The following is a 24,656-nucleotide window of genomic DNA, read 5'->3' as shown; positions in this document are numbered from 1 at the left end:
TCGAATTTCGCCTTGCCCATGGTGCGTCCCCTTGGTCTTGAGTATTCAAATGTTCCCGAAATGTGGAGCCCACGACCGGATTTGAACCGGTGACCTCTTCCTTACCAAGGAAGTGCTCTACCTCCTGAGCTACGTGGGCATGTCTCTGCGGCAGGGGCTCCCGTCTTGCGGTCGCGGGTGGAGCGGGAAACGGGACTCGAACCCGCAACCCTCAGCTTGGAAGGCTGATGCTCTAGCCAATTGAGCTATTCCCGCAGCTTCACCGTAGTCCAGACGGCAGAGATACCTGCCTTCTACAACGAATGCCAGAAATATGGTGGTGGGGGGAGGATTTGAACCTCCGAAGGCTCACGCCGACAGATTTACAGTCTGTTCCCTTTGGCCACTCGGGAACCCCACCAGTGAGAAAGAGCTGGAGCTGGCGATGGGACTCGAACCCGCAACCGGCTGATTACAAATCAGCTGCTCTGCCAATTGAGCTACGCCAGCCCTCGCGAGCCGAACTTCGTTACACATCCGCCACACTGTGTCAAGCGGATACGCTTCGCTCGGCGAGGGCCGCATCGTCCAGCGCTCCGGCGCGGACCAAGTCCGCTTGCCGGAAAGAGGGGCATTACGCTTCCGCCGAAAGAAAGGCAAGCATTTTTTGCGCCTCGATTCAGCTATCCCACTAGCCCTCTTTCCACTTTGGATTTTCCCCTTTCTCTTTTCCAGGGTTCCGCCGTCACCTCAAGACAATGCGCCTCGCAACACCACCAATTATTGACGAGCACATACAGGCATGCTATGTTCTGTTCGCAGCTACCACCTTCGGTGGACGACGCACGCACGGAGCACCTCTCACAAGCACATCCGTCCGGGGCGTTGACGCATCACGCACGATTTCGCCAATGGGGCGAAGTCGGCCGAAAACGCTCACCCCCGAGAAACCAGAGAGGTCCACATGTCATCCGAATCGACGCGCGATCGCCGGACCGCGCCCCGCCCGCCCCAGCGCCACGCCGCCCAGGCGCTGAGCACGGAGCACTATTTAAAGGAAGTGTTCGCCGATGCGGCCCGCGATCATCTTCCCGATGCCCCCGCGCTCTTGGAACACCTGAAGGACGAGCCGTTCTCCAACCAGGAAATCATGGGCGTGATCTTCGGCAACCGGGAGATGCTAATCCGGCTGTATGAGCAAGGGCGCGTGAAGCCCGAGCACGAATCCGCGTTTTGCAAAGCCCTTGGGCTTCGCCCGGCGAGCCGGACGAGCACACCGCCGAATCCCGGCATGCCGAGCCACAACCAGGGCATCGAGGCGCGGCACTCCCCGCACCGTGAAACCGCATTGGCCGCACGTCACGCCCACCATCAAGCCGACGCCGAAGCCCTCGGCAAACCGGCGAGCGCGGCCGGAGACCAGGCGGTCGCAGCCCGGCCCGGCAGGGAGCGGGCGAACGACCGCACCGGCGTCCGTGGCTTCATCGACCGCGCGGGGCGCGGCATCGGGCAGGCAACCTCGCGCGCCTGGGAAGAACTGACCGGCAACGAGAACCTGCACGAGGGCGCGGCCAAGGGTTTTGCGATGGCTGGCGAGGTCGTGGGGTTTGCGGGTAAAAGGATCGCGCGGGACATCGCGACGAGCGCCACCATCGGAGCGACCGGCAAGATACTGGGCAAGGCGCCCAGGATCGGCAAGGCGCTTGGCGCCGCAGCCACTGCCGCAGACGGACTCAGAAAAATCCCTGAAGGATACAAAGATTTCCAGACTCTTCCTGACGAAATGAGAGAAATCGGGAATAATCTGGCTAGAATCGGCAGAGGTAGCCTCATCAAAACTCGATAGACCGAGGGGCAGGCAGCCGTTTGCGGGCTAATACACTTGTTGCTGCGTTGCTGCCTGCCCTCTTGTGAGATCACATGTTGGAAGAAATTCTAAGCAAGCCGAAGAATATCATAACAGTTGCGAACTATGCAGCCATTGTTGCCTACTTTGTGGAAACAATTCTCATTCTTGTGTTAAAAGCGAGTAAAGGACAAAGGAAAAAGATTGGATACATATACCTCGACTTCTTCTTAGGCATGAATTACGTGATGCTTGTGATATCAAGATCGCTACTATTATATGTATCGCTATTCATCTTCCGTGCCGATGGCATAAATTACAACTACCTATCGACGATATTCCATTGCTACCTGATTTTCTTCTTTGCAAGCTGCGGGTGGGCATATGCATACTTCAGGGGCTACACCGAGGACGTTCAGTAGCAGTAGCGCCGCGCCTAGCCCTGCCAAACACCGTCCCCGTCGGGCTGAAACACACGCGAGCGGCTTCGCGATGGCTGGCGAGGTCGTGGGGTTTGCGGGGCATTCGGGGCGTAAAGCAAAACCGCCCGGCAGGGCCGGGCGGTCGGAAAGTTGATCAGGATGCGATGAGGCGCGCGTCAGGCGATGGCGGCCTCGGCCACGGCCGGGCGAAGCGGCGCGTCGTGCGCGGCCACGCCGACGCCGGACAGATGCATCTCGCACAGATACTCGTCCGCGTTGTCCGTGATGTGGCGCAGGAACTCGTTGTTCAGGGCATGCCCAGAGGCGAAGACCTCGAAACGCCCCCACAGCGGCAGTTCGGCCATGGCCATGTCGCCCACGAAGTCGAGCACCTTGTGGCGCACGAACTCGTCCTTGTAGCGCAGCCCGTCGTCGTTGAGCACGCCGTATTCGTCGAGCACCACGGCGTTCTCCAGCGAGCCGCCAAGCGCCAAGCCGTTTTGCCGCAGCATCTCGACCTCGTGCAGGAAGCCGAAGGTGCGCGCCTTGGCAACGTTGCGTGCGAAGCTCTCGGGCGTGCAGTCGAAGGAAAGCTGCTGGCGGCCGATAAGCGGATGCGGGAACTCGATGGCGTAATCGACCGCGAACCCTTGGTGCGGCGCGGCCTTGATCCACTTGCCGTCGCGCACGAACTCGACGGGCTTCTTCAGGGCCAGAACGCGGCGTGCACGCCCTTGCTCCTGAAGGCCGGCCAGACGCAGCAGATAGACGAAGGGCGCGGCGCTGCCGTCCATGATGGGCAGTTCACCGCCCTGGACCTCGATGCGGATGTTGTCGATGCCCATGCCGCGCACGGCGGCCAGGATGTGCTCGACCGTGGCGATGGCGTCCTTGCCCCGGGCCAGGGTCGTGGCCAGCCGGGTGGAGCGCACGGCGTCGGGCGCGGGCTTGAGAAAACGGCTGCCGTCCTCGTCGCGGACGCAAAACAAAACGCCCGCGTCTTCGGGAGCCGGACGCAGGGATAGGTGAACCTTCTTGCCGCTGTGCAGGCCGATGCCCGAGCAGCTTATGGACTTGCGGATTGTGGTTTGGCGCATGCTCCCTCCGGAGCGCCTTTGAGCAAATTCCGTGCCTACTGACAACAGGCTGAAATCATTGCCCTAGGGCACGAAAAAAAGCCTCATGGACTGTAGCAATGCTGCACATCGTGGAATTTTTGCAACACCCGTTTAGTTTTTGCGCGCCGTGATCGTGCGCGCGTGTCCGGCCAGGTCGCGCAGCACGCCGACCGCATCGAAGCCCGCCGCGCGCGCCAGATCCGAGGCCGCAGCGCCCTGCCCAAAGCCGATCTCCATGAGCAGCAGTCCGCCAGGTGCGAGCACTCGCAGCGCCTCGGGCAGAAGGCCGCGCACCGCGTCGAGCCCGTCCGGGCCGGAGACGAGTGCGCCGCGCGGCTCGAAATCCGCCACCTCCGGGCTCAACTCCGCGTATTCCGGCTCGCTCACGTAGGGCGGATTGGCCACGACCAGGGCGAACGAGCCGTCCTCGGCCGGGAGGCGCGCGAAATCCGCCTCGACAAAGCGCAGCCGCCCATTGACCCCGTGGCGGGCGGCGTTTTGCCGGGCCAGGGCCAGGGCATCTGCCGAAATGTCCACGGCCAGCCCGTGGGCGCCGGGGAACTGCACGGCCAAGGTCACGGCCAGGCAGCCGCTCCCCGTGCCCAAGTCGGCGAAGGAAAAGGCGTCCTCCGCCGCGAAAGCCTCGCGCGCCGCGTCCACGATGCCTTCGGTTTCAGGCCTGGGCACGAGCACCGAGTCATTGACCGCGAAGGTCAGGCCGTAGAATTCCTTCTCGCCCAGGATGTAGGCCACGGGCTCGCCCGCGGCGCGGCGGCGCGCCAGCGCCCGAAAAGCGTCAAGCTCGGCCGGGGCCAGGGGCCTATCGGCGTCGAGCAGCATGGGCAGACGTTCGCGGCCAAGGGCCCGGGCGAGCAGCAATTGCGCGGAGAGACGGGGAGAATCCACGCCCTTGTCCGCAAACCAAGTCTCGGCCTTGGCCAGGACCGTGCGCACGGTTTCCACGGGCATGGGCAGGACGGCCGGATCAGGCCGATTCGGCCTGAAGCTTCAGGGCCTCGGCCTGGTTGTGGGCGATGAGCGCCTCGACCATCTCGTCGATCTCGCCTTCCATGAAGCGATCGAGGGAATAGAGGGTCAGGCCGATGCGGTGATCGGTGACGCGGCCCTGAGGGAAATTGTAGGTGCGGATGCGGCCCGAGCGGTCGCCGGTGCCCACCTGGGAGCGCCGCGCCTCGTCCTCCTCGGCCTTCGCCGCGCCCGCCATGGCGTCGTAGAGCTTGGAGCGCAGCATCTTCATGGCCTTGGCCTTGTTCTTGTGCTGCGACTTCTCGTCCTGGCATGCCACGACCACGCCCGTGGGGATGTGGGTGATGCGGATGGCCGAGTCGGTCTTGTTCACGTGCTGGCCGCCCGCGCCGCTGGCCCGGTAGGTGTCGATGCGCAGATCGCCCGGATCGATATGCACGTCCACCTCCTCGGCCTCGGCCAGGATGGCCACGGTCACGGCGGAAGTGTGGATGCGGCCCTGCGACTCGGTCTCGGGCACGCGCTGCACGCGATGCGTGCCTGACTCGTACTTAAGCTTGGAGTAAATCTTGTCGCCCGAGATGGAGGCCACGATCTCCTTGAAGCCGTGCGTGCCCATCTCGTGGGCCGAGAGGATTTCGAGCTTCCAGCCCTTGCGCTCTGCGAAGCGCGCATACATGCGGAAGAGATTGCCCGCGAAGAGCGCCGCCTCCTCGCCGCCGGTGCCCGCCCGGATTTCGAGAATGATGTTCTTCTCGTCCATGGGGTCCTTGGGCAGAAGCAGAACGCGCAACTCTTGCTCGACCTCGGTCAATCGAGCGTTGATGGCCGCGATCTCGGCCTTGGCCATCTCCTTGATCTCGGGATCGGAGTCGCCCAGCATCTCCTTGTTCTCGGCCAGCTCGCGCGTCAGCCTGCGGTGCTCGCGATAGGCCCCCACGATCTCGCCGAGGTCGGCATGCGCCTTGGTGAGCTTGCGGTAGCGCTCCTGATCGTTGAATGCCTCCGGAGCGGCCAGATCGCGCTCCAGATCCTCGAACTTGCGTTCCAGGCTCTCAAGCTTCGCGAACATGGTCAGTCCTTGGCCGGACAGGCGGCCGCGTCGGGATCGATGCCGATCTCGGTCTCGCCCCGCGCGTTGCCGAGCGCGCCGTTGAGGGCCGCGATGGCCACTTCGATCTGAGAATCGTCGGGCTCGTAGGTGGTCAGGCGCTGCATGAGCATGCCGGGCACGGAAAGCCAGCGGCACACGGAAAGATGCGGATACTTGCCCGCCACGCGGATCATCTCGTAGGCCAGACAGCTCACCGGAACCATGAGCACGAGCTTGAGCAGGATGATGTAGGTCTGCTTGAGCACGCTGCCCTCGGGGGTCCAGATGAGCAGAAGCGCGGGCACGAGCACGGCGTACAGCACGATGGACAGCGAAAGCACAAAGAGCATGAAGGTGGTGCCGCAGCGCGGATGCAGGCGGCTTGCTCCGCGTGCGCTGGAGCAGTCCAGCGGAAGCCCCTGCTCGAAGGCCCAGATGGTCTTGTGCTCGGCGCCGTGATACTGGAAGACGCGCTTGATATCCGGCACGAAAGAGATGCCGTAGATGTAGAGGACGAAGATCAGAAGCTTGAACAGCCCGTCCCAGGCATGAAAGGCCAGACTCTCCACTCCGCCGGACAGCCCGAGCCACTGTAGCCCGAGGGTCACCACGTGCGGCAGGACCACGAACAAGGCCAGGGCCAGACCGAAGGCCAGAGCGACGGTCCCGGCCAGGGCAAGCGGGGAAAGCTCTTCCTCGCCCTCGCCTTCAATGGCCTGCTGGGCGGAGAAATTGAGCGCCTTGATGCCGTTGACCATGGTCTCGACGAGCACGGGAAAGCCGCGCACGAAGGGCCGTTTGGCCCATTCGGCGCGCACCAGCGAGAACCAGGGACGCTCCTCCACGAGGATGGAGCCGTCGGGCTTGCGCACGGCGATGGCCAGCCGGTCGCCCCGGCGCATCATCACCCCTTCCATGACCGCCTGGCCGCCCACATGCTGGGCGGCGGCGAGATACGGCGTCAGGTTGCGCAAGAATCCTCCACGACGCGGGAAGGCTACTTCCCGTCCGCTTGGAACTTGGCGTACTTCTTGTTGAAGCGGTCGATGCGGCCCGCGGTGTCGATGAATTTCTGCTTGCCCGTGAAGAACGGGTGGCACTGGGAGCAGATTTCGACCTGGACCTGCTCGCCCTTGGCCGAGAAGATCTGGGCCTCGAAGCCGCAGTTGCAACGGAAGGTGGCTTTGAACACCTTCGGATGGATATCAGCTTTCATTGCGTACACTCCTCCTTGGGGAGAAAACGGAAGCACAGGCATATAACGCCGCTTTCCAGGCTTGGCAAGCGAAAATTCTCGCCGTGCCTTCACCCGCCCTCCATACCCCGGCGGCCCGGCGTTGCCAAGCGCCGAGCGCGATGTTGCTACGAAAGGCCGGGGCCCCCGCCATTCAGACTGGAGCCAAACTCGGCCGTACGGACCGCGACTTGACCCGGGAGCATCTTTTTGCTGTTGTGTCATGGCTGGTCGCCCCACCGCAGCCGCACCTCGTTATCAATTAAAGAACATGGAGACGCCATGCACACCCTCGTCCTTCTGCGCCATGGACAGAGCACCTGGAACCTGGAGAACCGCTTCACCGGCTGGACCGACGTGGACCTGACAGAGCAGGGCATGGCCGAGGCGCGGACCTCGGGCGAGTTGTTGCGTGACGGCGGATACGACTTCGACGTCTGCCACACCTCGGTCCTCAAGCGGGCGGTGCGCACCCTGTGGATCGTCATGGACGTGATGGACCGCATGTGGCTGCCCGTGCACCGCACCTGGAGGCTGAACGAGCGCCATTACGGGGCGCTACAGGGCCTAAACAAGGCCGAGACGGCCAAGGAATATGGCGAAGCGCAGGTCAAAATCTGGCGGCGCAGCTACGATATCCCGCCCCCGGAACTGACCGGCGACGATCAACGCTTCCCCGGCCACGACCGGCGCTACGCCACCCTCTCGCCCAAGGAGTTGCCTCTCACCGAGAGCCTCAAGCTCACCATCGCGCGGACCATGCCCTACTGGCACGAGGTCATGGCTCCCGAGATCAAGGAGGGCAAGCGTCTTCTCGTCTGTGCGCACGGCAACTCCCTGCGCGGCCTGGTCAAATACCTGGATGGCATCTCAGACGAAGACATCGTGGAGCTGAACATCCCCACGGGCGTGCCTCTGGTCTACGAACTGGACGCGAACCTGAAGCCGCTCAAGAGCTTCTATCTCGGCGATCCCGAGGCCGTGGCCAAGGCCCAGGCGGCGGTGGCCGCCCAAGGCAAGGCTTAGCAGGCCGTTCAAAACGGCCCATCTGCGGCGTTGCGGCAAAGGCGGGCGGACGCGGCCTTGACAGGCCGGGCATCATGTTCAACATAAGCCCTTCGCGGGCGATCCCCGCCCGAAAACCGACATCCCGGAGAGCCTTCATGTCCAACGACCCAAGCGCCGCCTTCACGCCCGACGCCCTGGCCCGCCTGTTCCCGGCCGACCGCGCCGACGCGTTTTTCGAGGCGCTGTTCGGCGACGCCGAGGAAGGCTCCTACGACATCTCGCTGGCCTATCTCGGGGCGAGTAACGGCGACCTGCGCTTCGAATTCCGTCTCACGCAGCGGCCCGGCAAGTGCCTCAAGTGTAGCCTGACCTACGGCCTGCCCCAGGTTTTTTCGCGCCATCCCGTGATCGGCGTGGCCAAGCTCGCCCGCGAGGCCATGGCCATGATCCACGGCGAGGGCGCGGAAGCGGCCTTCACCCTTGGCCAGACCCGGACCGTCAACGCCGCGCTGCACGCCATCCCGCTGACCGTCCGCCGCGTGGGCTGAGGAGTCCCGGCCGCCCCGGCCGAAAGAACCATGAACGCGCCAAGCCCCTCGGCCATGGCCTCGCTGCGCGAGGCGCTGCTTTGCTGGTTCGCCGAAAACGCCAGGCCCCTGCCCTGGCGCGAAAGCTACGATCCCTACCAGGTCTGGCTCTCGGAGATCATGCTCCAGCAGACCCAGATGGAGCGGGCCGTGGGCTATTTCCAGCGCTTCGTGGCGCGCTTTCCCGACATGGCGAGCCTTGCCGCCGCAAGCGAGGAGGAGGTGCTCAAGCTCTGGGAAGGCCTGGGCTACTACTCGCGCGCTAAAAATCTTTTGGCCTGCGCGCGACGGGTCGTGGCCGCGCACGGCGGCGCCCTGCCCCACGACCCCAAGACCCTGCAAGCCCTGCCAGGCATCGGCCCATACACGGCCGGGGCCGTGGCCTCCATCGCCTTCGCGCGCGACGTGACCGCCGTGGACGCCAACGTGGAACGCGTCTTCGCCCGGCTCTTCGACCTGGACATGCCGGTCAGGGAGGCGCGCACCCGGGCCTTCATCCTGGAGACGGCCGCCGCCCTGGTGCCGCGCGGGAAGGCGCGCGAGTGGAACCAGGCACTCATGGAGCTTGGCGCGCTCGTCTGCCTGCCCAAGCGGCCGCGCTGCTCCGAATGCCCGCTCAGCGGCCAGTGCGAGGCCTACCGCCTGGACCTCGTGTTCGAGCGACCCGTGCCCGCCAAGGCCGTGGACTACATCCCCATGGACGTGGCCTCGGGCCTGCTCGTGCGCGAGGGCCGCGTCTTCATCCAGAAGCGCCCGGAAACGGGCGTGTGGGCCGGGCTGTGGGAATTTCCGGGCGGCACGGTGGAGTCGGGCGAGACGCCCGAACAGGCCGTGGTGCGCGAGTTCCGCGAGGAGACGGACCTTGACGTGGCGATCACGGCCAAGCTGGCCGTGGTGCGCCACGGCTACACCCGCTACCGCGTGGCCCTGCATTGCTTCGCCCTGCGCGACCTGAACGACGCGGCCGAGCCCGCGCTGCACGCGGCCCAGGAAGGCCGCTTCGCCACCCTGGCCGAACTCTCGGGCCTGGCCTTCCCGGCCGGACACAGAAAGCTCATCGACCAACTCGTCGGCCAAAACCGTGGCGGACTCCTCCTCGATCCCATGCGCTGAGCCGTCTTGACGCGCGGCGCGCGCGGGAGCACAGAGGGTCTTGTTTACCGCGCCATTTTTCCGGAGATGCCATGATCACGGTCTTCGCCGCGCTCGCGCCCGTCTTCGCCCTCATCGTGCTCGGCCACGTCCTTTCGCGCCGCGATTTTCCTGCGCCCGGCTTCTGGCCCATGGCCGAACGACTGACCTACTACGTACTCTTCCCCGCGCTGCTCGTGGACCGGCTCTCGCGCCTGGACGCGCCCGGCGGCGAACTGTGGCGCATGACCGTGGCCCTGGTCCTGGCCGTGCTCGCGGTCTTCGCCCTGCTGCTCATGATTCGCCGCCGCGCGGCCCCGGACGGCGCGGCCTTCACCTCCGTGGTGCAGGGGGCCATCCGCCCCAACACCTACGTAGGCCTCTCGGCCGCGGCGGCCCTGCTCGGCCCATCCGGGCTCTCGCTCTCGGCCGTGGCGCTCATGACCCTCATCCCGCTCGTCAACCTGCTCTGCGTGGCCTCGCTCGGCCGATGGGGACAGCGCATCGGCGGCCCCGCGAAGGTTTCTGTCCTGCTGGAGTTGGCCAAGAACCCGCTCATCCTCTCCTGCGTGGCCGGATTCGCCCTGAACCAGAGCGGGCTCGCCTTGCCCCAAATCGCGGCCGAAACGCTGCGCGTGCTCGGCAACGCCTCGCTGCCGCTGGGTCTGCTCGCCGTGGGCGCGGGACTCTCGCCGCGCTCGGTGGTCCGAAGTCTTCGCCCCACGGCCGTTTCCTCGGCCGTGAAGCTGCTCGTCCTCCCCCTTCTCACGGCCCTCTTGTGCAGCCTGTTCGGCGTCGAGGGCGAAGCCATGGCCGTGGCCGTGATCTTCACGGCCGTCCCGGTCTCGGTCTCGTCCTTCATCCTGGCGCGCCAAATGGGCGGCGACCACGTGCTCATGGCTGGGATCATCACCGCTCAGACGGCCGCGGCCGCCCTGACCATGCCCCTGATCCTGATTCTTCTCGCGACGCTGTTCCCAGGGCTGCCCTGAGCGACTTTGAACCGGACCCGCCACCACGGCCCCTTGAAAACCTCAGTAAATCGTATAAAAAACATCAAATGCGCGAACAGCTTCCAGCCATGTCCGCCTCCATGCGGCAAAAGCGCGTCCTGGTCGTGGACGACGACCGCCTGAACCGCAAGCTCCTGCATGGCATGCTCGCCAACCTCGGGCACGACGTCGTGCAGGCCGAGTCCGGCCAGGAAGCCCTCGATCTTCTCAACGAATCCATCGACTTGGTAATGCTCGACGTGATGATGCCGCGCATGGACGGATTGGCCTGCTGCCGCGCCATCCGGGCGGACAAGCGCTTCGCCGAATTGCCTGTCATCATCGTCACCACCCTGAGCAGCCGCGAAGACAGGCTGAAGGCCGTGGAGGCCGGGGCCAACGATTTCATCGCCAAGCCCATCGACCTCATGGAGGTCAGGGTGCGCACGGCCTCGCTGCTCAAGATGAAAGAATCGCGCGACGCGGTGCGTCGTTACCAAGACGACCTCGAAGAAATGGTGCGGGTGCGCACCCAGGCCCTGGAACTGGCCCTGGACAACCTGCGCGAGCAGCGCAAAAGCACCGTCACCGCCTACCAAGACGCCATCCACTGCCTGTGCAGCGCGGCCGAGTTCAAGGACGAGGAGACCGCCCAGCACATCATCCGCATCGGTAAGATGTGCTCCCTGCTCGGAAGCAGGCTCGGACTCTCGCGCGACGAGGCGGAGCTTTTGCTGCACGCCGCCCCCATGCACGACGTGGGCAAGATCGGCGTGCCCGACGCCATCCTGCTCAAGCCCGGCAAGCTCACGGCGGAAGAATGGCCCATCATGCAACGCCACGCCAGCATCGGCGCGCGCATCCTCGGGCAATCCGCCTCCGAACTTTTGCAGGCCGGAGCGATCATCGCCCTTTCTCATCACGAAAAATGGGACGGCTCGGGCTATCCCGGTGGCCTTTCCGGCACAGGTATTCCGCTCTACGGCCGCATTTGCGCCGTAGCCGACGTCTTCGACGCCCTGACCTCGCGAAGGCCCTACAAGGAACCCTTCTCCGTGGATTCTTCCCTCGACATCATGCGCAAAGGACGCGCAAGTCACTTCGATCCCGAAATTCTCGACCTTTTTTTCGCCAACCTCGACGACATCCTGGCCATCAAGGACGCCTTCCGCGACGAACCTCTGCCCGCCTGAATCGATTCTTCACCGTTGCCCTTCCGCGCGCCAGGAGGTATGACCACCCTCCTGACTGAATGCACAAGGAAGGTACCTCATGGATATACTCGATCAAAACCAAGCGCTTGCCAATCTCCTCGACGCCCACCTGACCGATCTCGCCCAGGCCGAGGGGCTGGACAAATCCCAGATACTGGACGGCATCAGGGCCGGCCGCATGGTGCTCCTGGCCAACCCCGGCCACGCGAACGTGCGCCCCACGCTCATCGGCCAGCCCGCGCGGGTCAAGGTCAACGCCAACATCGGCACCTCCAAACTCCTGAACGACCCCGCGCTCGAAGCGGCCAAGCTGGCCGAGGCCGAGCGCGCCGGGGCCGACGCGGTCATGGACCTCTCCACTGCCGGAGACCTGGACGCCATCCGCCTCTCCATGCTCGCCGCCACGCCGTTGCCGCTTGGCACCGTGCCGGTCTACGCGGCCGCGCAAAAAAGCATCGAGGCGGGCGAGGACCCGGCCGGGATGGACGCCGACGCCATCATCGACGAGATAGCCAAGCAGGCGCGGCAGGGCGTGGACTTCATGACCGTACACTGCGGCGTGACCCGCAAGGCCGTGGATCTCGCGGGCTCGCGCGTGTGCGGCGTGGTCTCGCGCGGGGGCGCGCTTCTGGGCCGCTGGATGCGCGAAAACGGCCGCGAAAACCCGCTCTACACCCGCTACGACGACATCCTGGACATCTCCCGCGAGTTCAACCTGACGCTCTCGCTGGGCGACGGGCTTCGCCCCGGCGCGGGCGTGGACGCGGGCGACGCCGCGCAGTGGGAGGAGGTTGCCGTGCTCGGCGAGTTGCAGGCCAGGGCGCTTCGCGCGGGCGTGCAGGTGATGATCGAGGGGCCTGGGCACGTGCCCTTGCATCTGGTGGCCGGGCAGATCCAGATGGCCAAGCGGCTGACCAACCATGCCCCGCTCTACGTGCTCGGCCCCCTGGTCACGGACTGCGCGGCCGGGTACGACCACATCGCCGGGGCCATCGGTGGCGCCATCGGCGTGATGCACGGCGTGGATTTCCTGTGCTACCTGACCCCGGCCGAGCACCTGACCCTGCCCTGCCTGGACGACGTGCGCCAGGGCGTTCTGGCCTCGCGCGTGGCCGCGCAATCCGGCGAGGCGGCGCTTGGACGCCCCCACGCCGTGGCTCGCGACCTGGCCATGTCCAAGGCGCGCAAGGCCCTGGACTGGGACGGCATGGCGCAAAACGCCCTGGACCCGGACATGGTCCGCTCCCGCCGCAAGGAGCACGCCCACGAGAAAGAATGCGCCATGTGCGGCAAGTACTGCGCCATGAAAATGCTCTGACAGGTCAGGCCGGTGAAAAAGCCCTATCTGCTGCGTTGCTGCGAAAAGTTCAAATCCTCGCGTATTTCCAATACGCGTCGGCCTTGAACTTTTCTTGCGCCTTGCATCTGGAACTTTTTGACCGGCCTGCGCGGTTGGAGCATCGGCAGCCTGCGAGGCTGAAATCATCGGCAGCCTGAAAAAGAAGTTTACCAACAAAGAGGCCCGCTCGCGCGGGCCTCTGGCATTTTACTGGACGTGCGGGGCTGAATCAGGCTCCGGCCTTGGACTGCGCCGTTTCGCTCGCGGCCTCGGGCTTGAAGCCCAGCCATTTCGTCAGCCGATCCAGATACATGTAGTAGACAGGCGTAATGTAGAGCGTGATGAGCTGCGAGAAGAGCAAGCCGCCGACCACGGCCAGTCCCAGGGGCTGGCGGGCCTCGCCGTCCGCGCCGTAGGCCAGGGCGATGGGCAGCGCGCCCATGAGCGCGGCCATGGTGGTCATCATGATCGGCCGAAAACGTATCAGGCAGCCCTCGTAGATGGCCTCGGCCGGGCGCTTGTTCTCCCGTCGCTGCGCATCGAGCGCGAAGTCGATCATCATGATCGCGTTCTTCTTGACGATGCCCACGAGCATCATGATGCCCACGAATCCGTAGATGTTCAGGTCCACGTCGAACAGCCACAGGGTGACGAGCGCGCCGAAGGCCGCCGAGGGCAGGCCCGAGAGGATCGTGATGGGGTGGATGAAACTCTCGTAGAGGATGCCGAGCACGATGTAGATGATGGCCACGGCCAGGGCCAGCATGACCAGAAGGCCGCGCGTGGAGGCCTGGAACGCCTGGGCCGTGCCCTCGAAGCCGGTGCTGAAGGTGTCGGGCAAAAGCGCGCGCGCCTCGGCCTGGACCTCGGCCACGGCCTGCGAAAGGGCCACACCCGGCCTAAGGTTGAAGGAGATGGTGGCCGAGGGAAGCTGGCCGCTGTGGTTGATAACCACCGGCCCCACGCCCTTGCCGAGTTCGGCCAGGGCGTCCAGTGGCACGAGATTGCCTTCGTTCGAGCGGACGTAGAGCATGGACAACGCGGAGATGTCGCGCTGGTATTCGGGCAAAAGCTCCACGATGACCTGGTAGTCGTTAGTGTCGGTGTAGATCGTGGAGACTTGGCGCGACCCGAAGGCGCTCTGCAGGGCCTGCTCGATCTGCCGGGGCGAGATGCCCAGCGCCGCGGCGCGGTCGCGCCTGATGTCCACCCTGATCTCGGGGTTGGACAACTGAACGTCCGATGCCACGTCCTGTATGAGGCGCGAATCCTTGAGGCGCTCCGCGAGCAGCGCGGCGTAGTGGTACAGCTCGCGTGAGTCGGGGTTTTGCAGGGTGAACTGATAAACGCTGCGGGTGCTGCGTCCGCCGATGTTGATCATGGGCGGATTGCGCAGGAACGTCTGGATGCCGGGCACCGAGTTGAGCACGGGCCGAAGCCTGGCCACCACCTCGTCGGCGCTTTCGGTGCGTTGGTCGTAGGGCTTGAGTTTGATGCTCAAGCGGCCGGTGTTGCCGGTGCGGTTTGGTCCACCCGCGCCAACCACGGACATGAAGGATTCCACGGCCGGGTCGTCCTTGAGAAATCCGTGCAGCGATCGCTGGTAGCGGATCATGTCGTCAAAGGAGGTGCCCTGGGCGGCCTCGGTGGTGGCCCAGATCATGCCTGTGTCCTGGCTGGGCAAAAAGCCCTTGGGCATGTGTTGAAAAAGCGCCACCGTGGCTATGAGAACGGCGATCGAGGCCGTGAAGGTCAGCACGTGGCGGCGCATGCAGTAGGCCAGCGAACGGCGGTAGATGCCCAGCATGGCTTCGAAAACGCGCTCCGAGGCTCGATACAGACGCCCTTGCGTGGCGGGCGCGTGGCCGCCCTCGCCCAGGAAGCGGGCGCAGAGCATGGGCGTGAGCGTGAGCGAGACCACGCCCGAGAAGAGCACCGAGACCATGATCACCACGCCGAACTCCTCGAACAGGCGGCCCACCACGCCGCCCATGAACATCACCGGGATGAACACGGCCGCGAGCGAGATGGTCATGGAAACGATGGTGAAGGCGATCTCCTCCGAGCCGTCCAGGGCAGCCGCAAGGCTCGGCTTGCCCATCTCCCGGTGGCGGATGATGTTCTCCAGCATGACGATGGCGTCGTCCACCACGAAGCCCACGGCCAGGGTCATGGCCATGAGCGAAAGGTTGTCCAGCGAGTAGCCCATGAGATGCATGACCGCGAAGGTGGCGATGATCGAGATGGGCAGGGCGAGGCTCGGGATGATCGTGGCCCGGAGGTTGCGCAGGAAAAGGAAGATGACCAGGACCACCAGGCACACGGTGAGCACGAGGGTGAACTTCACGTCGTGCACGGAGTGGCGGATGGACTCGGAGCGGTCGTAGAGCACGGACAGTTCGAGGCCGGGCGGAAGCTGCTGGCGAAATCCAGGCAGCAGGTCGAGAACGTCGTCCACCACGGCCACGGTGTTGGCCCCGGGCTGGCGCTGGATGGCCAGGATCACGGCCGGATCGTCCACGCGCCACAGGGCGGCCTTGTCGTTCTCCACGCTGTCGAGAACCCGGCCAAGCTGCTCCAGGCGCACGGGCGAGCCGCCCTTCCAGGCCACGATGAGCGGCCTGAAGTCGGCGGCCTGCTGCAACTTGCCCGACGACTTGATGTTGTAGGCCGTGTGATCGCCGGAGATGGTGCCCGTGGGCAGGTTCACGTTGCCGCGCGAGACCGCCTCGGCCACCTCGTCGATGCCCAACCCCCGCGAGGCCAGGGCCTTGGGATCGAGTTGCACGCGCACGGCGTATTTGCGCGCGCCAAAGACGTTCACCTGGGCCACGCCCGAGACCATGGACAGCCGTTGGCCGATGATCGTATCGGCGTACTCCGTGACCGTGGACAGCGGCAGTGTGGTCGAGGCCAGGGTCAGGTAGAGGATGGGCGAATCGGCCGGGTTGACCTTGCGCAGGGACGGCGGCGTGGTCATCTCCGCGGGCAGGCGGCGAAGCGCCTTGGAGATGGCCGATTGCACGTCCTGGGCAGCGGCGTCGATGTCGCGCTCCAGGCTGAACTGGATGGTGATGCTGGTGGAGCCGAGCACGCTCGCCGAACTCATGGAATCAATGCCGGCGATGGTCGAGAATTCGCGCTCCAGCGGCGTGGCCACGCTCGCGGCCATGGTCTCCGGGCTTGCGCCCGTCAGGCTGGCGCGCACCTCGATGGTCGGAAAATCGACCGTGGGCAGGTCGGAGACCGGCAGCTTGAAATAGGCCATGACGCCAAACAGCAGCATGGCCGCCATGACCAGCGTGGTCATGACCGGACGACGGATGAAGGGCGCGGAAATGTTCACGAGGCGCTCCCGGCCGAAGCGCCGGGCTCTGGAGCGAAATCAGGCGCGGGCGCTTCGTCCCGGACGTCCACGGCCGCGCCCGGCGTCAGGCGCAACTGGCCGTCGGTGACAACACGTTCGCCTACCGAAACGCCCGAGACGAGGACCGTCTCGTTCTCGGACGACAACCCCGTGACCACGGTCTTGATCTGGGCGACTCCAGACGCGTCCACCACCCAGACGTACTGGTTGTCCAGTCCGGTCTGCACGGCCCTGGCCGGGGCGATGAGGGCGTCGCGCACCTCTCCCAGGCGGACGGAGACGCTCGCAAACTGGCCGGGCCAGAGCATGCGGTTCTCGTTCCTGAACTCGGCCTTGAGGGTGATGGTGCCAGTCTGGCGGTCAACGAGGTTATCCACGAAGAAAAGCCGCCCCACCTCGGGAGACGCCCCTCGCGCCGCAGGCAGGGCAATTACCGACACCTCGCCCGTTCGCATGGCGCGCAACACCTCGGCCAAGCGCTCCTCGGGCACGGCGAAGCTCACGTGCACCGGCTCCATGGCCACGACATCCACCAGGGGATCGTCGGCATTGGCCTTGATTATGTTGCCCTTGTGCGCGCGCAGCCGTCCGGCGCGTCCGGCAATGGGCGCATGGATGAAAGCGTAGTCGAGTTGCACGCGAGCGCTCTCCACGCTGGCCTCGTCCGCGCGCACCGAGGCCTTGAGCGAGGCCAGGGTGGAAAAAATCTGGTCGAACTGCTCGCGGCTGACGATGCCCTGCGAAAGCAGTTCCTCATAGCGGCGGTAGTCTTCCTCCGCCTTGTGCAGCAAGGCGGCGTTGCGATCGAGCCTCGCCTTGGCCTCGCGCAGGGCCGCCTCGTGGGGCCTGGGGTCGATGGTGAAGAGAAGCTGCCCCTTCCCGACGTCCTGGCCTTCCTCGAAATGCACGCCCACCAGTTCGCCACCGATGATGGACTTGACGTTGACCGTGGCGCTGGCCTCGACCGCTCCCACGGCACGAAGCTCAATGGGGAAATCACCTTGCCGGACCAGGGCCGTGGTCACGGGCACCCTGCTCCCCCTCGGAGACGGAGCGGCTCTCGCGGACGACGCGGTTGAACCGGGAGCCTGCTCCTGCGCGGGTGCGCGGGGGGCATCGCGAAGATCGGGGCCAAGCCACGTAAAAAGAAGAGCGCCTGCGCCAAGCAGCACCGCGACGCGAAGAACAAAGCCGATTCGTCTGCTCATACGGGTATTGTCTCACGACCCGAGCGCGGCGGCTTGCGGCCGCGCGGCGGGCCCTTCGCGTCCTCCCGGGGCAGCGGCCGCGACGAGCCGGTCGCGCGCCTCCTTGATGCCGCCAAGGGAAAACCGGGTGATGTGTTCGGCAAGGCTGTCGATGTTTTCCTTGTCGTAGCACAAGTTGGGGTACAAGACGCCGATGGTCGGCGCGGCAAGGTAATGGTGCAGGCACTGCCCCACGACGGACAGACAGCAGCGCGTCACTGCCTCGTCATCGGGTGGCAGGTCCAAGAGCTCTCCCACGGTCTCTCCCAGTCGCTCGGCCATGGGCTTGATGGCCTCACGCACGAGATCTTCCATGGCCGGGTTGGTTTCGAAGAACTCGCGCCGCAGGAGGCGCTCGCCCCAGGTGCGGCGATCGACGCCCGCGATGCGCTCCATCTGCGCGCGCACGAAGGCGTGCAGGCGTTCCTCAGGCGTCTGCCGGAGGTCGCCCATGTCCGGCGGGAAACGACTCAAGGATTCGTTCAGGGCATGGGCCAGAACTTCCCTGTACAACCCTTCCTTGCCTCCGAAGTGATAGGCCACAAGGGCCACATTCACCCCGGCTCGGCCGCATATGCCCCGCACCGTGGCTTTATGGAAGCCGCTCTCCGCGAATATCCGCCCGGCGGCCTCGATGATACGCTGTCGCGTGTCTTTCGCTTTTCCCCTGGACACCTGATCCTCCATGTCTTTGCGCAAACACATTAAACATTCGTTTAACGCAGTGTCAAGGTATTCCAGACGGTTCTGCTGTGGATTCAAACCCCTCCACAGCTCGGAACGCGCTCAAAACGCGATGGAACCCTTCGACGTTCCGCCGGGGGCTTACAGAAAGACACGTACAAGTCTAAACGCACGTCATGGCGTTTCCACGACCCTAAAGTTGTGCTATGGCTTTCCGAAAAGAGGTCCAGTAGGTCCCAAAGACCAAAAAAGGCCACAGGGCGCCTGACCACAACCAGCCAGCGCACGGCATGGAGTTCTTCATATGGCGCAAAAGACGGATCGGGAATTGTACACGCGGACTTTTTTCGCCAGACAGCCGGTCTTCACGCGCGCCGAGTCGCTGTGGGGGTACGAGTTCTTCTACCGCGACAGCCTGGAGGCCGAGTCCGCGAACATAGCGGACAGCCACCTAGCGACCCTCGACGTCGCGGCGAGCGCCTTCGGCGGGCAGATGCGCGACAGTCACGACGCCTCGCGCGTGTTGCTGACCTTCACCGAGCAGGCGCTGCTCGAAGAGGTTCCCCTGGCCCTGCCCTCCGGGCTCACGGTGGTCAAGCTGCACGAGCCGGACGTTCTGACGGACGAACTCCTGTCGGCCCTGCAACACCTCAGGGCCGAGGGCTACATGCTCGCTCTCGACGGTTTCAGCGCCCAGCCCTCGTTCAAGGACCTCTATCGCAAAACAGACATCTTCATCCTGGACGCGTTATCCCTCGACAGTTTCGACATGAAGCGAATGATGGCTGCCGCCCGAGAGTTTCCCGGCAAGGTTCTGGCCAAGCGCGTGGAGGACCGCGAACACTACGCGGAGCTTTCCGCCATAGGCGTGGACCTCTACCAGGGGTTCTTCTTCCAGAAACCAGTCAACATTCCGGGTCGCAAGCTCTCCTCGAACGAGGTGTCGCGGCTCAATCTTTTCAGACTGCTCGAACGCACGGAGCCCGATTTCAACGAGCTCGCGGCCATGGTACAGACGGACGTCTCCATCAGCTACCGGTTGCTGGCCTATCTCAACTCCGCGGCCTTCTCATTTCCGCAGAAGATCCACTCCATCAAGCAGGCCGTGGTCATCCTGGGATGGACCACTGTGCGCAACTGGCTCAGGCTGATCATTCTCACGGACATGGTTCCGCACGGCAAATCGCCCGAGCTCGTTTTCATCTCCGCCATCAGGGGAAAATTCCTGGAGAAGACCTGCATCGGCCACACGGCTCCAGGATGCGATGCGGGCGGGCTCTTCCTGCTCGGCCTCTTCTCGCTGCTGGACGCGCTGCTGGATATGCCCATGGCCGACGTCCTGGACAACGTACCGCTGGAGACGGAAATCAAGAACGCCCTGTGCGGTCACGAATCGCGCTACGCGCCCTGGCTGGATCTGGCGCGCTGCTTCGAGAACGGCAACTGGGAAAAACTGGACGCGGACATGCAGGAGCTTCGGCTCGATCCGCTGGTGGTGGCCCGCTGCTACTACGACTCGCTTTTGTGGGCCAATTCGTTTTTCGGATTCAGGCCGGGAAGCTGACCGGGCGTCAGGATTTTGGATCGCCTGGGGCCGCTCTGCGGCAGGCCCGGCGGTCGGGCCGAGAATGGCGCGGGAGATGTGGAACCGTCGCGTCACGCCCCCGCTTCGTTCTCAGTGACTCCATCGGTCAATACCTTGTATCTCTTGAACAACTCCGAATGGAGCCGCGAACGCTCGTTCTCGTGCAGCGTGGTCAGATATTTTTCGAGTCCTTCGGAGACCGCCCGCCTGATGATCGCCATGTATTCCTCCCCGGCTTCCCCCTTGAGCAGGCCGTGAAGTATTTCAAGCATCGAATCCAGGGCCGCCTCCGCCTCGCGCAGGGACGGAAACGGACCTTCGCAGTGCCTCCCTTCGGGGCAGACGATGTAGAAGCCTTCCTTCAGCGGCGTGATGACGATATCGGGCAGAGTGCTGTTGGAAGGCCAGGTAATCACGACGAATTCTCCGAAAATGCTGATTCGCCAATTGAAAACGACATGGCGTGGTGTCGTTGGACATACGGCCGAAACAGGGCGTACATCAATGCCGCCAATACATTATCATAGCTATACACACTAATACGTTCCCCATCCCCACGTCAAGACGAGGGGCGCCCGGCAGAGACTGGAATCCTCGGCAAGGCGCGTGCGAAGCCCCTCTCGCGCCCCCTAAAGAAGCTGCAGGTCGAGGTTGAAGGTCGAGGTCCGGGAGGCGGTCGGCACGGCGCGCGGCTTTTGCTCGTGCAGGTGCACGAACAGGCCGTAGCCCGCGCCGCGCAGCTCGTCGAGGGCCACGGTCAGGTCCAGCGGCCAGCCGGGGAAGACCCACCACAGCGGCCCGTAGCCGCGCACCCACAGCGTCTCGCCCATGGGGCTTCGCAACGCCTCCTCGGTTTTCACCTCCACAGCCTTGGTGCGCGAGACGCACAGCGGCCACATGCCGCCCGCGACCACGCCAAGCGGCAGCGGGCTTTGGCGCGGCAGGGCCAGAAGATCCTCGCGCGGCAGCTCGGGCGAGACGATGGCCCCGGAAAAGCCGAGCCGGGCGAGCGATTCGACGGCCAAGGCGTTGGACGTGTTGCAGAAGGGGCCTGCCCAAAGCTGGAGCTTGCCCGGACCGTCCAGGTTCGCGAAGAGTTCCGCCTGCCAGGGGGCGTTGCACACGAAGCGGCGCGCACCGCCGTTGCGCAGCGCGCGCAGCACGCGCAGCGCCCAGGCTTCCTCCTCGGGCCAGAGCACGGGCGGCAGCCACCACCAGACGCGGGCCTGCATGGCGCGCGGCGTATCGTCGAGGCTTGACGGCTTGAGCCAGAGTCCGATGTCGCCAGGCTGGCGGCCCGAGGGGGCCTTGCGGTGCACGTCCAGCCTTCTGCCGCGCTGTGCGGCCAGGTCCTCGCCGCCACGCGCCGAGGGCTTGGGCGTGAAGGTCCGGGGCATGCGCGGCATGAAGTCGGCCGGGCCGGGTTTTGGGGCCCCGGTGCGCTCAAGGGCGGCGCGCAGGGGGGCGAGCAGGGCGATCAGGCCTTGCTCGCGGCGGTCGATGAGGTGCACCGGCATGCCGGGCGTGAAGGTGACAATCTCCGGCTTGCGCGCGCCCTTTCCTTTCGGGCCGAAGGGCGGGCGGCCCTTTTTCGGCAGGGGCGGCTTCAGGTGGTAGCGGCCCTTCTTGGGCACGTTCGCGCCGACGGTCAAAACCGCATGGCCAGGCTCGTCCTCGGCCCCGACGCGAATGCGGTCGCCGCGCAGCAGCGGCTCGCGCGGCGAGAGGACCACGCCGCCGCCCGGTTCGCCCAAAAGCTTGCCCACGAAACGGCCGGAGGTCGTGCCCTCGGCGGGCGTGACCGCGGGATGCGGCTTCTGGGGCAAGAAGGCGTAGTGCGTGCGCGGCCTGCCCAGGGCGAGTCCAAGGTAATCCTCGGCGGCCTTCTTGCTTTCCGGGCTGCCTTGGCCGTCGCGCAGCGCCTTGTAGGCGGCCACGGTGTGGAAGACGTAGTGCGGCCCCTTCTTGCGGCCCTCGATCTTCCAGCAGCGCACCTTGGGCACGTCCAGGAGCAGCCGCGTGAGCACGTCCAAGGAAAGGTCGCGACACGAGAAGAGGCGCTTGCCCGAGGGTTCTGCGCCAGCGCGGCCCGAAAACCCCGGACGGCCGGGCTTTGCGCGGGGCGGCGCGCCCTTGGCGTAGCGGCGGCGGCAGGGCTGCACGCAGCGGCCGCGCAGGCCGCTTTTGCCGCCGAGAAAGCTCGACCACCAGCAGCGGCCCGAGACGGCGTAGCACAGCGCGCCGTGCACGAAGACCTCCAGATCGAGACCTTCGGGGCAGGCTTCGGCCATGCCCTTGATCTCGTCGATGCTGAACTCGCGCGGCAGAATGACCCGCGACGCGCCGAGCTTTTCAGCCGTGCGCAGTCCGGCCGGGTGCGAGACGGCGGCCAGCGTGGAGAGGTGCAGCTCGCCCGTGAAGCCCGCCTGGCGGGCCAGATCGAGAATGCCGAGATCCTGGACGATGAGGGCGTCGGGCTTCACCTGGCGCGCCAGACGCTGGATGAGCCGTCCGGCCTGGGCTTCCTCGCCGGGCTTGAGCAGCACGTTCAAGGGCACGTAAGTGCGCACGCCCTTGTCGCGGCCCAGGGCGGCGAGCCGGGCGAGTTCGGCGGTGGCGAAATTTTCCGCCTGCATGCGGGCGGAAAAGTGCTTCAGGCCCGCGTAGACGGCGTCGGCCCCGGCCGCGACGGCGGCCAGGAAGGATTCGGCGTCTCCGGCGGGAGCCAGGATTTGCGGTGTGCGATCGTTCATTGTATGAGGCTCGGGCATGGCCGTGGCCACTTCCTCGTGGCCGTTGTTCAGGGCCAAAGAGCCTATCCGAGAGGACGATGGAGCACAAGACCTGCCGCATGCTGCGCGTTCGGGCCCTGAAAGAGCTTTCGGGCGGCGAACAATACCTGCTGACGCTTGACGATCCCGGCTTTTCCTCCTGGAAGCCGGGGCAGTTCGTGATGATCCGGCCGGTTTCCTTCGGCCTGGAGATGCTCTGGGCGCGGCCCATTTCCATCGCCATGTGCGACGAATCGGGCCTTGTGCTCATGGTTCGCCGCGCGGGCCGGGGCACGGAGCGCATGGCCCGACTCGCGCCGGGCGACGAGGTGGCCTTGTGGGGGCCGCTCGGCACGAGCTTCACGACCGACCGCGAAAAGCCGACGCTTCTGCTCGCGGGCGGCATTGGCGTGGCTCCGTTCTGGGGGTACGCCGCGCGCCACCCCCGTCCGGAGAACCTGCACCTGCTGCTCGGCCACACCCTGCCCCTCGACGCCTTCCCTCTCGATCCCTTCGCTGGCATCGGCCAGGTGGAGACCTTCTACCAGCGTACCATGGCCGATCTCGACGCCTTCGTGGCCCTGCTCGACGAGCGCGTGGCCGGGTTCTCGGGCGGGTTGGTCCTGGCTTGCGGCCCCACGCCCTTTTTACGCACCGTGCGCCGCCTGGCCGAAAAGCACGGCGCGCGCTGCCAGGTCTCGCTCGAAAACCGCATGGCCTGCGGCATCGGGGCGTGTCTTGGCTGCGTCGTCAAGGATGCGGCGGGCAACCTCGTGCAGTCGTGCACGCGTGGCCCGGTCTTCTGGACGCACGACCTTTCTGAGGAGATGTAGCCATGGACATGCGCGTCTCCTTCGGCGGCCTTTCGCTCAAGAATCCCGTGCTCACGGCCTCGGGCACCTTCGGCTACGGGCTCGAATTCATGCCCTACGGCGACCTGAAGAAGCTCGGCGGGCTGGTGGTCAAGGGCATTTCGCTCAAGCCCCGGCAGGGCAATCCCATGCCGCGCATCGCCGAGACCCCGGCGGGCATGCTCAACGCCATCGGCCTGCAGAACATCGGGGTTGAAATCTTCGTGCGCGACAAGCTGCCGCGCCTGCCCTGGCGCGAGACGGCCGTGATCGTCAATCTTTACGCCTGCGCGGCCGAGGAGTTCGGCGAACTCGCGGCCAGACTCGCGGGCGAGGAGGGCGTGGCCGCGCTCGAAGTCAACGTTTCCTGCCCCAACGTCTCGGAGGGCGGGGCGGCCTTCGGCGCGGCCCCCTCGCAGATCAGGCGGGTCACCGAGGCGGTCAAGCGCAGCGCGGGCGATAAACCCGTCATCGTCAAGCTCTCGCCCAACGTCACGGACATCGTGGCCGCCGGGCGCGCGGCCGCTGACGGCGGGGCGGACATCCTCTCGGCCATCAACACCCTGACCGGCATGGCTGTGGACGTGCGCAAACGCGCGCCGCGCCTGGCCAACGTGGTGGGCGGGCTTTCAGGCCCGGCCATCAAGCCCGTGGGGCTTCGCTGCGTGTGGCAGCTCGCCCGCGCCCTGCCCCTGCCGGTCATCGGCATCGGCGGCATCGCGTCGGCCGAGGATGCGCTGGAGTACATCCTCGTGGGCGCGCACGCCGTGCAGGTGGGCACGGCCACTTTCCTGCGGCCGGACACGGCGTTTCGTCTCGTGGACGAGATCGATGCCCTGTGCGGCGAGCTTTCGCTTCAATCGTTCGAGGGGTACAGGGGCTCGCTTTCGATCTGACACCGGCAACCGGGAGGAACCATGTCGCGTACAGACCGTCTCGCAGAACGCCGCGTCGTCATCGACCGGCGTTCGGGGGCCTATCTGAGCTTTCCCGACGTGGCCTTCGCGGGCGAAGGGCGGCTCGTGGCCGTGTACCAGGAATCCGAGAGTCATCACCCCCGCTCCCGCCGTCTGCTGTGGCGCGTCTCCGACGACCTGGGCCGGACGTGGAAGCCCCAGGGGGTCTTGCGCGCCTACGGCGGGCATTGCCCCCCCCCCTCCCTGCATTCCGATGGACGCATGGCCGTGATCTCCGACGGCCC

General features: G+C 65.4%; 21 protein-coding genes, 4 tRNA genes and 1 pseudogene. 12 read left to right on the top strand and 14 right to left on the bottom strand.

The annotated features are described in order from the left end of the window. Window positions 1-63: 63 nt before the first annotated feature. From DSAT_RS06565 to DSAT_RS06550, 4 genes are all read right to left on the bottom strand, one after another. A tRNA-Thr gene (locus DSAT_RS06565) sits at window positions 64-139 on the bottom strand. A 39-nt stretch (window positions 140-178) separates the two neighbouring features. Next, a tRNA-Gly gene (locus tag DSAT_RS06560) sits at window positions 179-255 on the bottom strand. A gap of 59 nt (window positions 256-314) precedes the next feature. Continuing rightward, window positions 315-400 (bottom strand) — tRNA-Tyr (locus tag DSAT_RS06555). Between the two features lie 13 nt (window positions 401-413). Then, window positions 414-489 (bottom strand) — tRNA-Thr (locus DSAT_RS06550). 454 nt (window positions 490-943) lie between these two features. Between DSAT_RS06550 and DSAT_RS14830 the strand changes: the two genes are divergently transcribed. Then, on the top strand, window positions 944-1,825 hold the full coding sequence (locus DSAT_RS14830) for a hypothetical protein (RefSeq protein ID WP_020886791.1): 882 nt from the start codon (window positions 944-946) through the stop codon (window positions 1,823-1,825). Between the two features lie 74 nt (window positions 1,826-1,899). Beyond that, window positions 1,900-2,247: a hypothetical protein gene (locus DSAT_RS06535; protein ID WP_020886790.1), complete on the top strand. Its 348-nt coding sequence runs from the start codon at window positions 1,900-1,902 to the stop codon at window positions 2,245-2,247. A gap of 176 nt (window positions 2,248-2,423) precedes the next feature. On the opposite strand, the gene lpxC is transcribed toward DSAT_RS06535, so the two are convergent. The 5 genes from lpxC to rpmE form a co-directional block, all read right to left on the bottom strand. After that, window positions 2,424-3,344 (bottom strand): UDP-3-O-acyl-N-acetylglucosamine deacetylase, encoded by a 921-nt coding sequence (lpxC, locus tag DSAT_RS06530; RefSeq protein ID WP_020886789.1) that lies wholly within the window; start codon window positions 3,342-3,344, stop codon window positions 2,424-2,426. Window positions 3,345-3,476: 132 nt separating this feature from the next. Next, a complete protein-coding gene (prmC, locus tag DSAT_RS06525; RefSeq protein WP_020886788.1) occupies window positions 3,477-4,334 on the bottom strand; it encodes a peptide chain release factor N(5)-glutamine methyltransferase in 858 nt (285 codons plus the stop codon). 16 nt (window positions 4,335-4,350) lie between these two features. Continuing rightward, complete coding sequence (gene prfA / locus DSAT_RS06520) at window positions 4,351-5,424, bottom strand: peptide chain release factor 1 (protein ID WP_020886787.1); 1,074 nt, start codon at window positions 5,422-5,424, stop codon at window positions 4,351-4,353. A 2-nt stretch (window positions 5,425-5,426) separates the two neighbouring features. Next, window positions 5,427-6,419 (bottom strand): DUF1385 domain-containing protein, encoded by a 993-nt coding sequence (locus DSAT_RS06515; protein ID WP_020886786.1) that lies wholly within the window; start codon window positions 6,417-6,419, stop codon window positions 5,427-5,429. Window positions 6,420-6,442: 23 nt separating this feature from the next. Next, complete coding sequence (gene rpmE, locus DSAT_RS06510; RefSeq protein WP_020886785.1) at window positions 6,443-6,661, bottom strand: 50S ribosomal protein L31; 219 nt, start codon at window positions 6,659-6,661, stop codon at window positions 6,443-6,445. A 300-nt stretch (window positions 6,662-6,961) separates the two neighbouring features. Between rpmE and gpmA the strand changes: the two genes are divergently transcribed. The 6 genes from gpmA (at window position 6,962) to thiC (ending at window position 12,929) form a co-directional block, all read left to right on the top strand. Next, the gene (gene gpmA, locus DSAT_RS06505) at window positions 6,962-7,705 is read left to right on the top strand and encodes a 2,3-diphosphoglycerate-dependent phosphoglycerate mutase (protein ID WP_020886784.1); all 744 of its coding nucleotides are present in this window, start codon (window positions 6,962-6,964) and stop codon (window positions 7,703-7,705) included. A gap of 137 nt (window positions 7,706-7,842) precedes the next feature. Then, window positions 7,843-8,235: a hypothetical protein gene (locus tag DSAT_RS06500; RefSeq protein WP_020886783.1), complete on the top strand. Its 393-nt coding sequence runs from the start codon at window positions 7,843-7,845 to the stop codon at window positions 8,233-8,235. Window positions 8,236-8,265: 30 nt separating this feature from the next. After that, window positions 8,266-9,387: an A/G-specific adenine glycosylase gene (gene mutY / locus DSAT_RS06495; protein ID WP_235695928.1), complete on the top strand. Its 1,122-nt coding sequence runs from the start codon at window positions 8,266-8,268 to the stop codon at window positions 9,385-9,387. A gap of 71 nt (window positions 9,388-9,458) precedes the next feature. Beyond that, window positions 9,459-10,397: an AEC family transporter gene (locus tag DSAT_RS06490; protein WP_020886781.1), complete on the top strand. Its 939-nt coding sequence runs from the start codon at window positions 9,459-9,461 to the stop codon at window positions 10,395-10,397. 68 nt (window positions 10,398-10,465) lie between these two features. Further along, window positions 10,466-11,590, top strand: a complete 1,125-nt coding sequence (locus DSAT_RS06485) for an HD domain-containing phosphohydrolase (protein ID WP_152490255.1) — start codon at window positions 10,466-10,468, stop codon at window positions 11,588-11,590. A 79-nt stretch (window positions 11,591-11,669) separates the two neighbouring features. Further along, window positions 11,670-12,929, top strand: coding sequence for a phosphomethylpyrimidine synthase ThiC (gene thiC, locus DSAT_RS06480; RefSeq protein WP_020886779.1), 1,260 nt, complete (start codon window positions 11,670-11,672; stop codon window positions 12,927-12,929). 250 nt (window positions 12,930-13,179) lie between these two features. Here thiC and DSAT_RS06475 read toward each other — a convergent pair whose 3' ends face one another. The 3 genes from DSAT_RS06475 to DSAT_RS06465 form a co-directional block, all read right to left on the bottom strand. Next, complete coding sequence (locus tag DSAT_RS06475) at window positions 13,180-16,296, bottom strand: efflux RND transporter permease subunit (RefSeq protein WP_020886778.1); 3,117 nt, start codon at window positions 16,294-16,296, stop codon at window positions 13,180-13,182. Next, window positions 16,293-17,348 carry an efflux RND transporter periplasmic adaptor subunit gene (locus DSAT_RS06470; RefSeq protein WP_020886777.1) on the bottom strand — a complete coding sequence of 352 codons (1,056 nt, stop codon included), beginning with the start codon at window positions 17,346-17,348 and terminating at the stop codon, window positions 16,293-16,295. The genes DSAT_RS06475 and DSAT_RS06470 overlap by 4 nt, the downstream gene beginning before the upstream one ends. A 189-nt stretch (window positions 17,349-17,537) precedes the next feature. Next, window positions 17,538-18,239, bottom strand: a complete 702-nt coding sequence (locus DSAT_RS06465; RefSeq protein ID WP_020886776.1) for a CerR family C-terminal domain-containing protein — start codon at window positions 18,237-18,239, stop codon at window positions 17,538-17,540. Window positions 18,240-18,552: 313 nt separating this feature from the next. Between DSAT_RS06465 and DSAT_RS06460 the strand changes: the two genes are divergently transcribed. Beyond that, window positions 18,553-19,812 carry an EAL and HDOD domain-containing protein gene (locus DSAT_RS06460; protein WP_020886775.1) on the top strand — a complete coding sequence of 420 codons (1,260 nt, stop codon included), beginning with the start codon at window positions 18,553-18,555 and terminating at the stop codon, window positions 19,810-19,812. A gap of 92 nt (window positions 19,813-19,904) precedes the next feature. Here the strand turns inward: DSAT_RS06460 and DSAT_RS06455 are convergent, their stop codons facing one another. Together DSAT_RS06455 and DSAT_RS06450 are read right to left on the bottom strand one after the other, a co-directional pair. After that, entirely contained in the window at window positions 19,905-20,249 is a 345-nt protein-coding gene (locus DSAT_RS06455; RefSeq protein ID WP_020886774.1) for a hypothetical protein, read from the bottom strand. Between the two features lie 213 nt (window positions 20,250-20,462). After that, complete coding sequence (locus tag DSAT_RS06450; protein ID WP_040370943.1) at window positions 20,463-22,586, bottom strand: peptidase U32 family protein; 2,124 nt, start codon at window positions 22,584-22,586, stop codon at window positions 20,463-20,465. 77 nt (window positions 22,587-22,663) lie between these two features. On the opposite strand from DSAT_RS06450, the gene DSAT_RS06445 reads away from it, so the two are divergent. The 3 genes and pseudogenes from DSAT_RS06445 to DSAT_RS06435 all read left to right on the top strand — a co-directional run. Next, on the top strand, window positions 22,664-23,437 hold the full coding sequence (locus DSAT_RS06445) for an iron-sulfur cluster-binding protein (protein WP_020886772.1): 774 nt from the start codon (window positions 22,664-22,666) through the stop codon (window positions 23,435-23,437). A gap of 2 nt (window positions 23,438-23,439) precedes the next feature. Continuing rightward, window positions 23,440-24,351 (top strand): dihydroorotate dehydrogenase, encoded by a 912-nt coding sequence (locus DSAT_RS06440; protein WP_020886771.1) that lies wholly within the window; start codon window positions 23,440-23,442, stop codon window positions 24,349-24,351. 21 nt (window positions 24,352-24,372) lie between these two features. Further along, a pseudogene (locus tag DSAT_RS06435) lies at window positions 24,373-24,656 on the top strand (sialidase family protein); the annotation flags it as partial.

Origin of the sequence: Alkalidesulfovibrio alkalitolerans DSM 16529, from assembly GCF_000422245.1 — a bacterium.
GTDB lineage: Bacteria > Desulfobacterota > Desulfovibrionia > Desulfovibrionales > Desulfovibrionaceae > Alkalidesulfovibrio > Alkalidesulfovibrio alkalitolerans.
Note: the sequence above shows the minus strand (reverse complement) of the source record. Positions and strands in the feature narration are given on the sequence as shown.

Excerpts from the sequence above, each read along its gene's own strand:
- DSAT_RS06535 (WP_020886790.1), top strand. The coding sequence starts at position 1,900 with ATGTTGGAAGAAATTCTAAGCAAGCCGAAGAATATCATAACAGTTGCG.
- DSAT_RS06490 (WP_020886781.1), top strand. The coding sequence starts at position 9,459 with ATGATCACGGTCTTCGCCGCGCTCGCGCCCGTCTTCGCCCTCATCGTG.
- mutY (WP_235695928.1), top strand. The coding sequence starts at position 8,266 with ATGAACGCGCCAAGCCCCTCGGCCATGGCCTCGCTGCGCGAGGCGCTG.
- DSAT_RS06460 (WP_020886775.1), top strand. The coding sequence starts at position 18,553 with ATGGCGCAAAAGACGGATCGGGAATTGTACACGCGGACTTTTTTCGCC.
- DSAT_RS06485 (WP_152490255.1), top strand. The coding sequence starts at position 10,466 with ATGCGCGAACAGCTTCCAGCCATGTCCGCCTCCATGCGGCAAAAGCGC.
- DSAT_RS06450 (WP_040370943.1), bottom strand. The coding sequence starts at position 22,586 with ATGAACGATCGCACACCGCAAATCCTGGCTCCCGCCGGAGACGCCGAA.
- thiC (WP_020886779.1), top strand. The coding sequence starts at position 11,670 with ATGGATATACTCGATCAAAACCAAGCGCTTGCCAATCTCCTCGACGCC.
- DSAT_RS14830 (WP_020886791.1), top strand. The coding sequence starts at position 944 with ATGTCATCCGAATCGACGCGCGATCGCCGGACCGCGCCCCGCCCGCCC.
- prfA (WP_020886787.1), bottom strand. The coding sequence starts at position 5,424 with ATGTTCGCGAAGCTTGAGAGCCTGGAACGCAAGTTCGAGGATCTGGAG.
- rpmE (WP_020886785.1), bottom strand. The coding sequence starts at position 6,661 with ATGAAAGCTGATATCCATCCGAAGGTGTTCAAAGCCACCTTCCGTTGC.
- DSAT_RS06500 (WP_020886783.1), top strand. The coding sequence starts at position 7,843 with ATGTCCAACGACCCAAGCGCCGCCTTCACGCCCGACGCCCTGGCCCGC.
- prmC (WP_020886788.1), bottom strand. The coding sequence starts at position 4,334 with ATGCCCGTGGAAACCGTGCGCACGGTCCTGGCCAAGGCCGAGACTTGG.
- DSAT_RS06445 (WP_020886772.1), top strand. The coding sequence starts at position 22,664 with ATGGAGCACAAGACCTGCCGCATGCTGCGCGTTCGGGCCCTGAAAGAG.
- lpxC (WP_020886789.1), bottom strand. The coding sequence starts at position 3,344 with ATGCGCCAAACCACAATCCGCAAGTCCATAAGCTGCTCGGGCATCGGC.
- gpmA (WP_020886784.1), top strand. The coding sequence starts at position 6,962 with ATGCACACCCTCGTCCTTCTGCGCCATGGACAGAGCACCTGGAACCTG.
- DSAT_RS06440 (WP_020886771.1), top strand. The coding sequence starts at position 23,440 with ATGGACATGCGCGTCTCCTTCGGCGGCCTTTCGCTCAAGAATCCCGTG.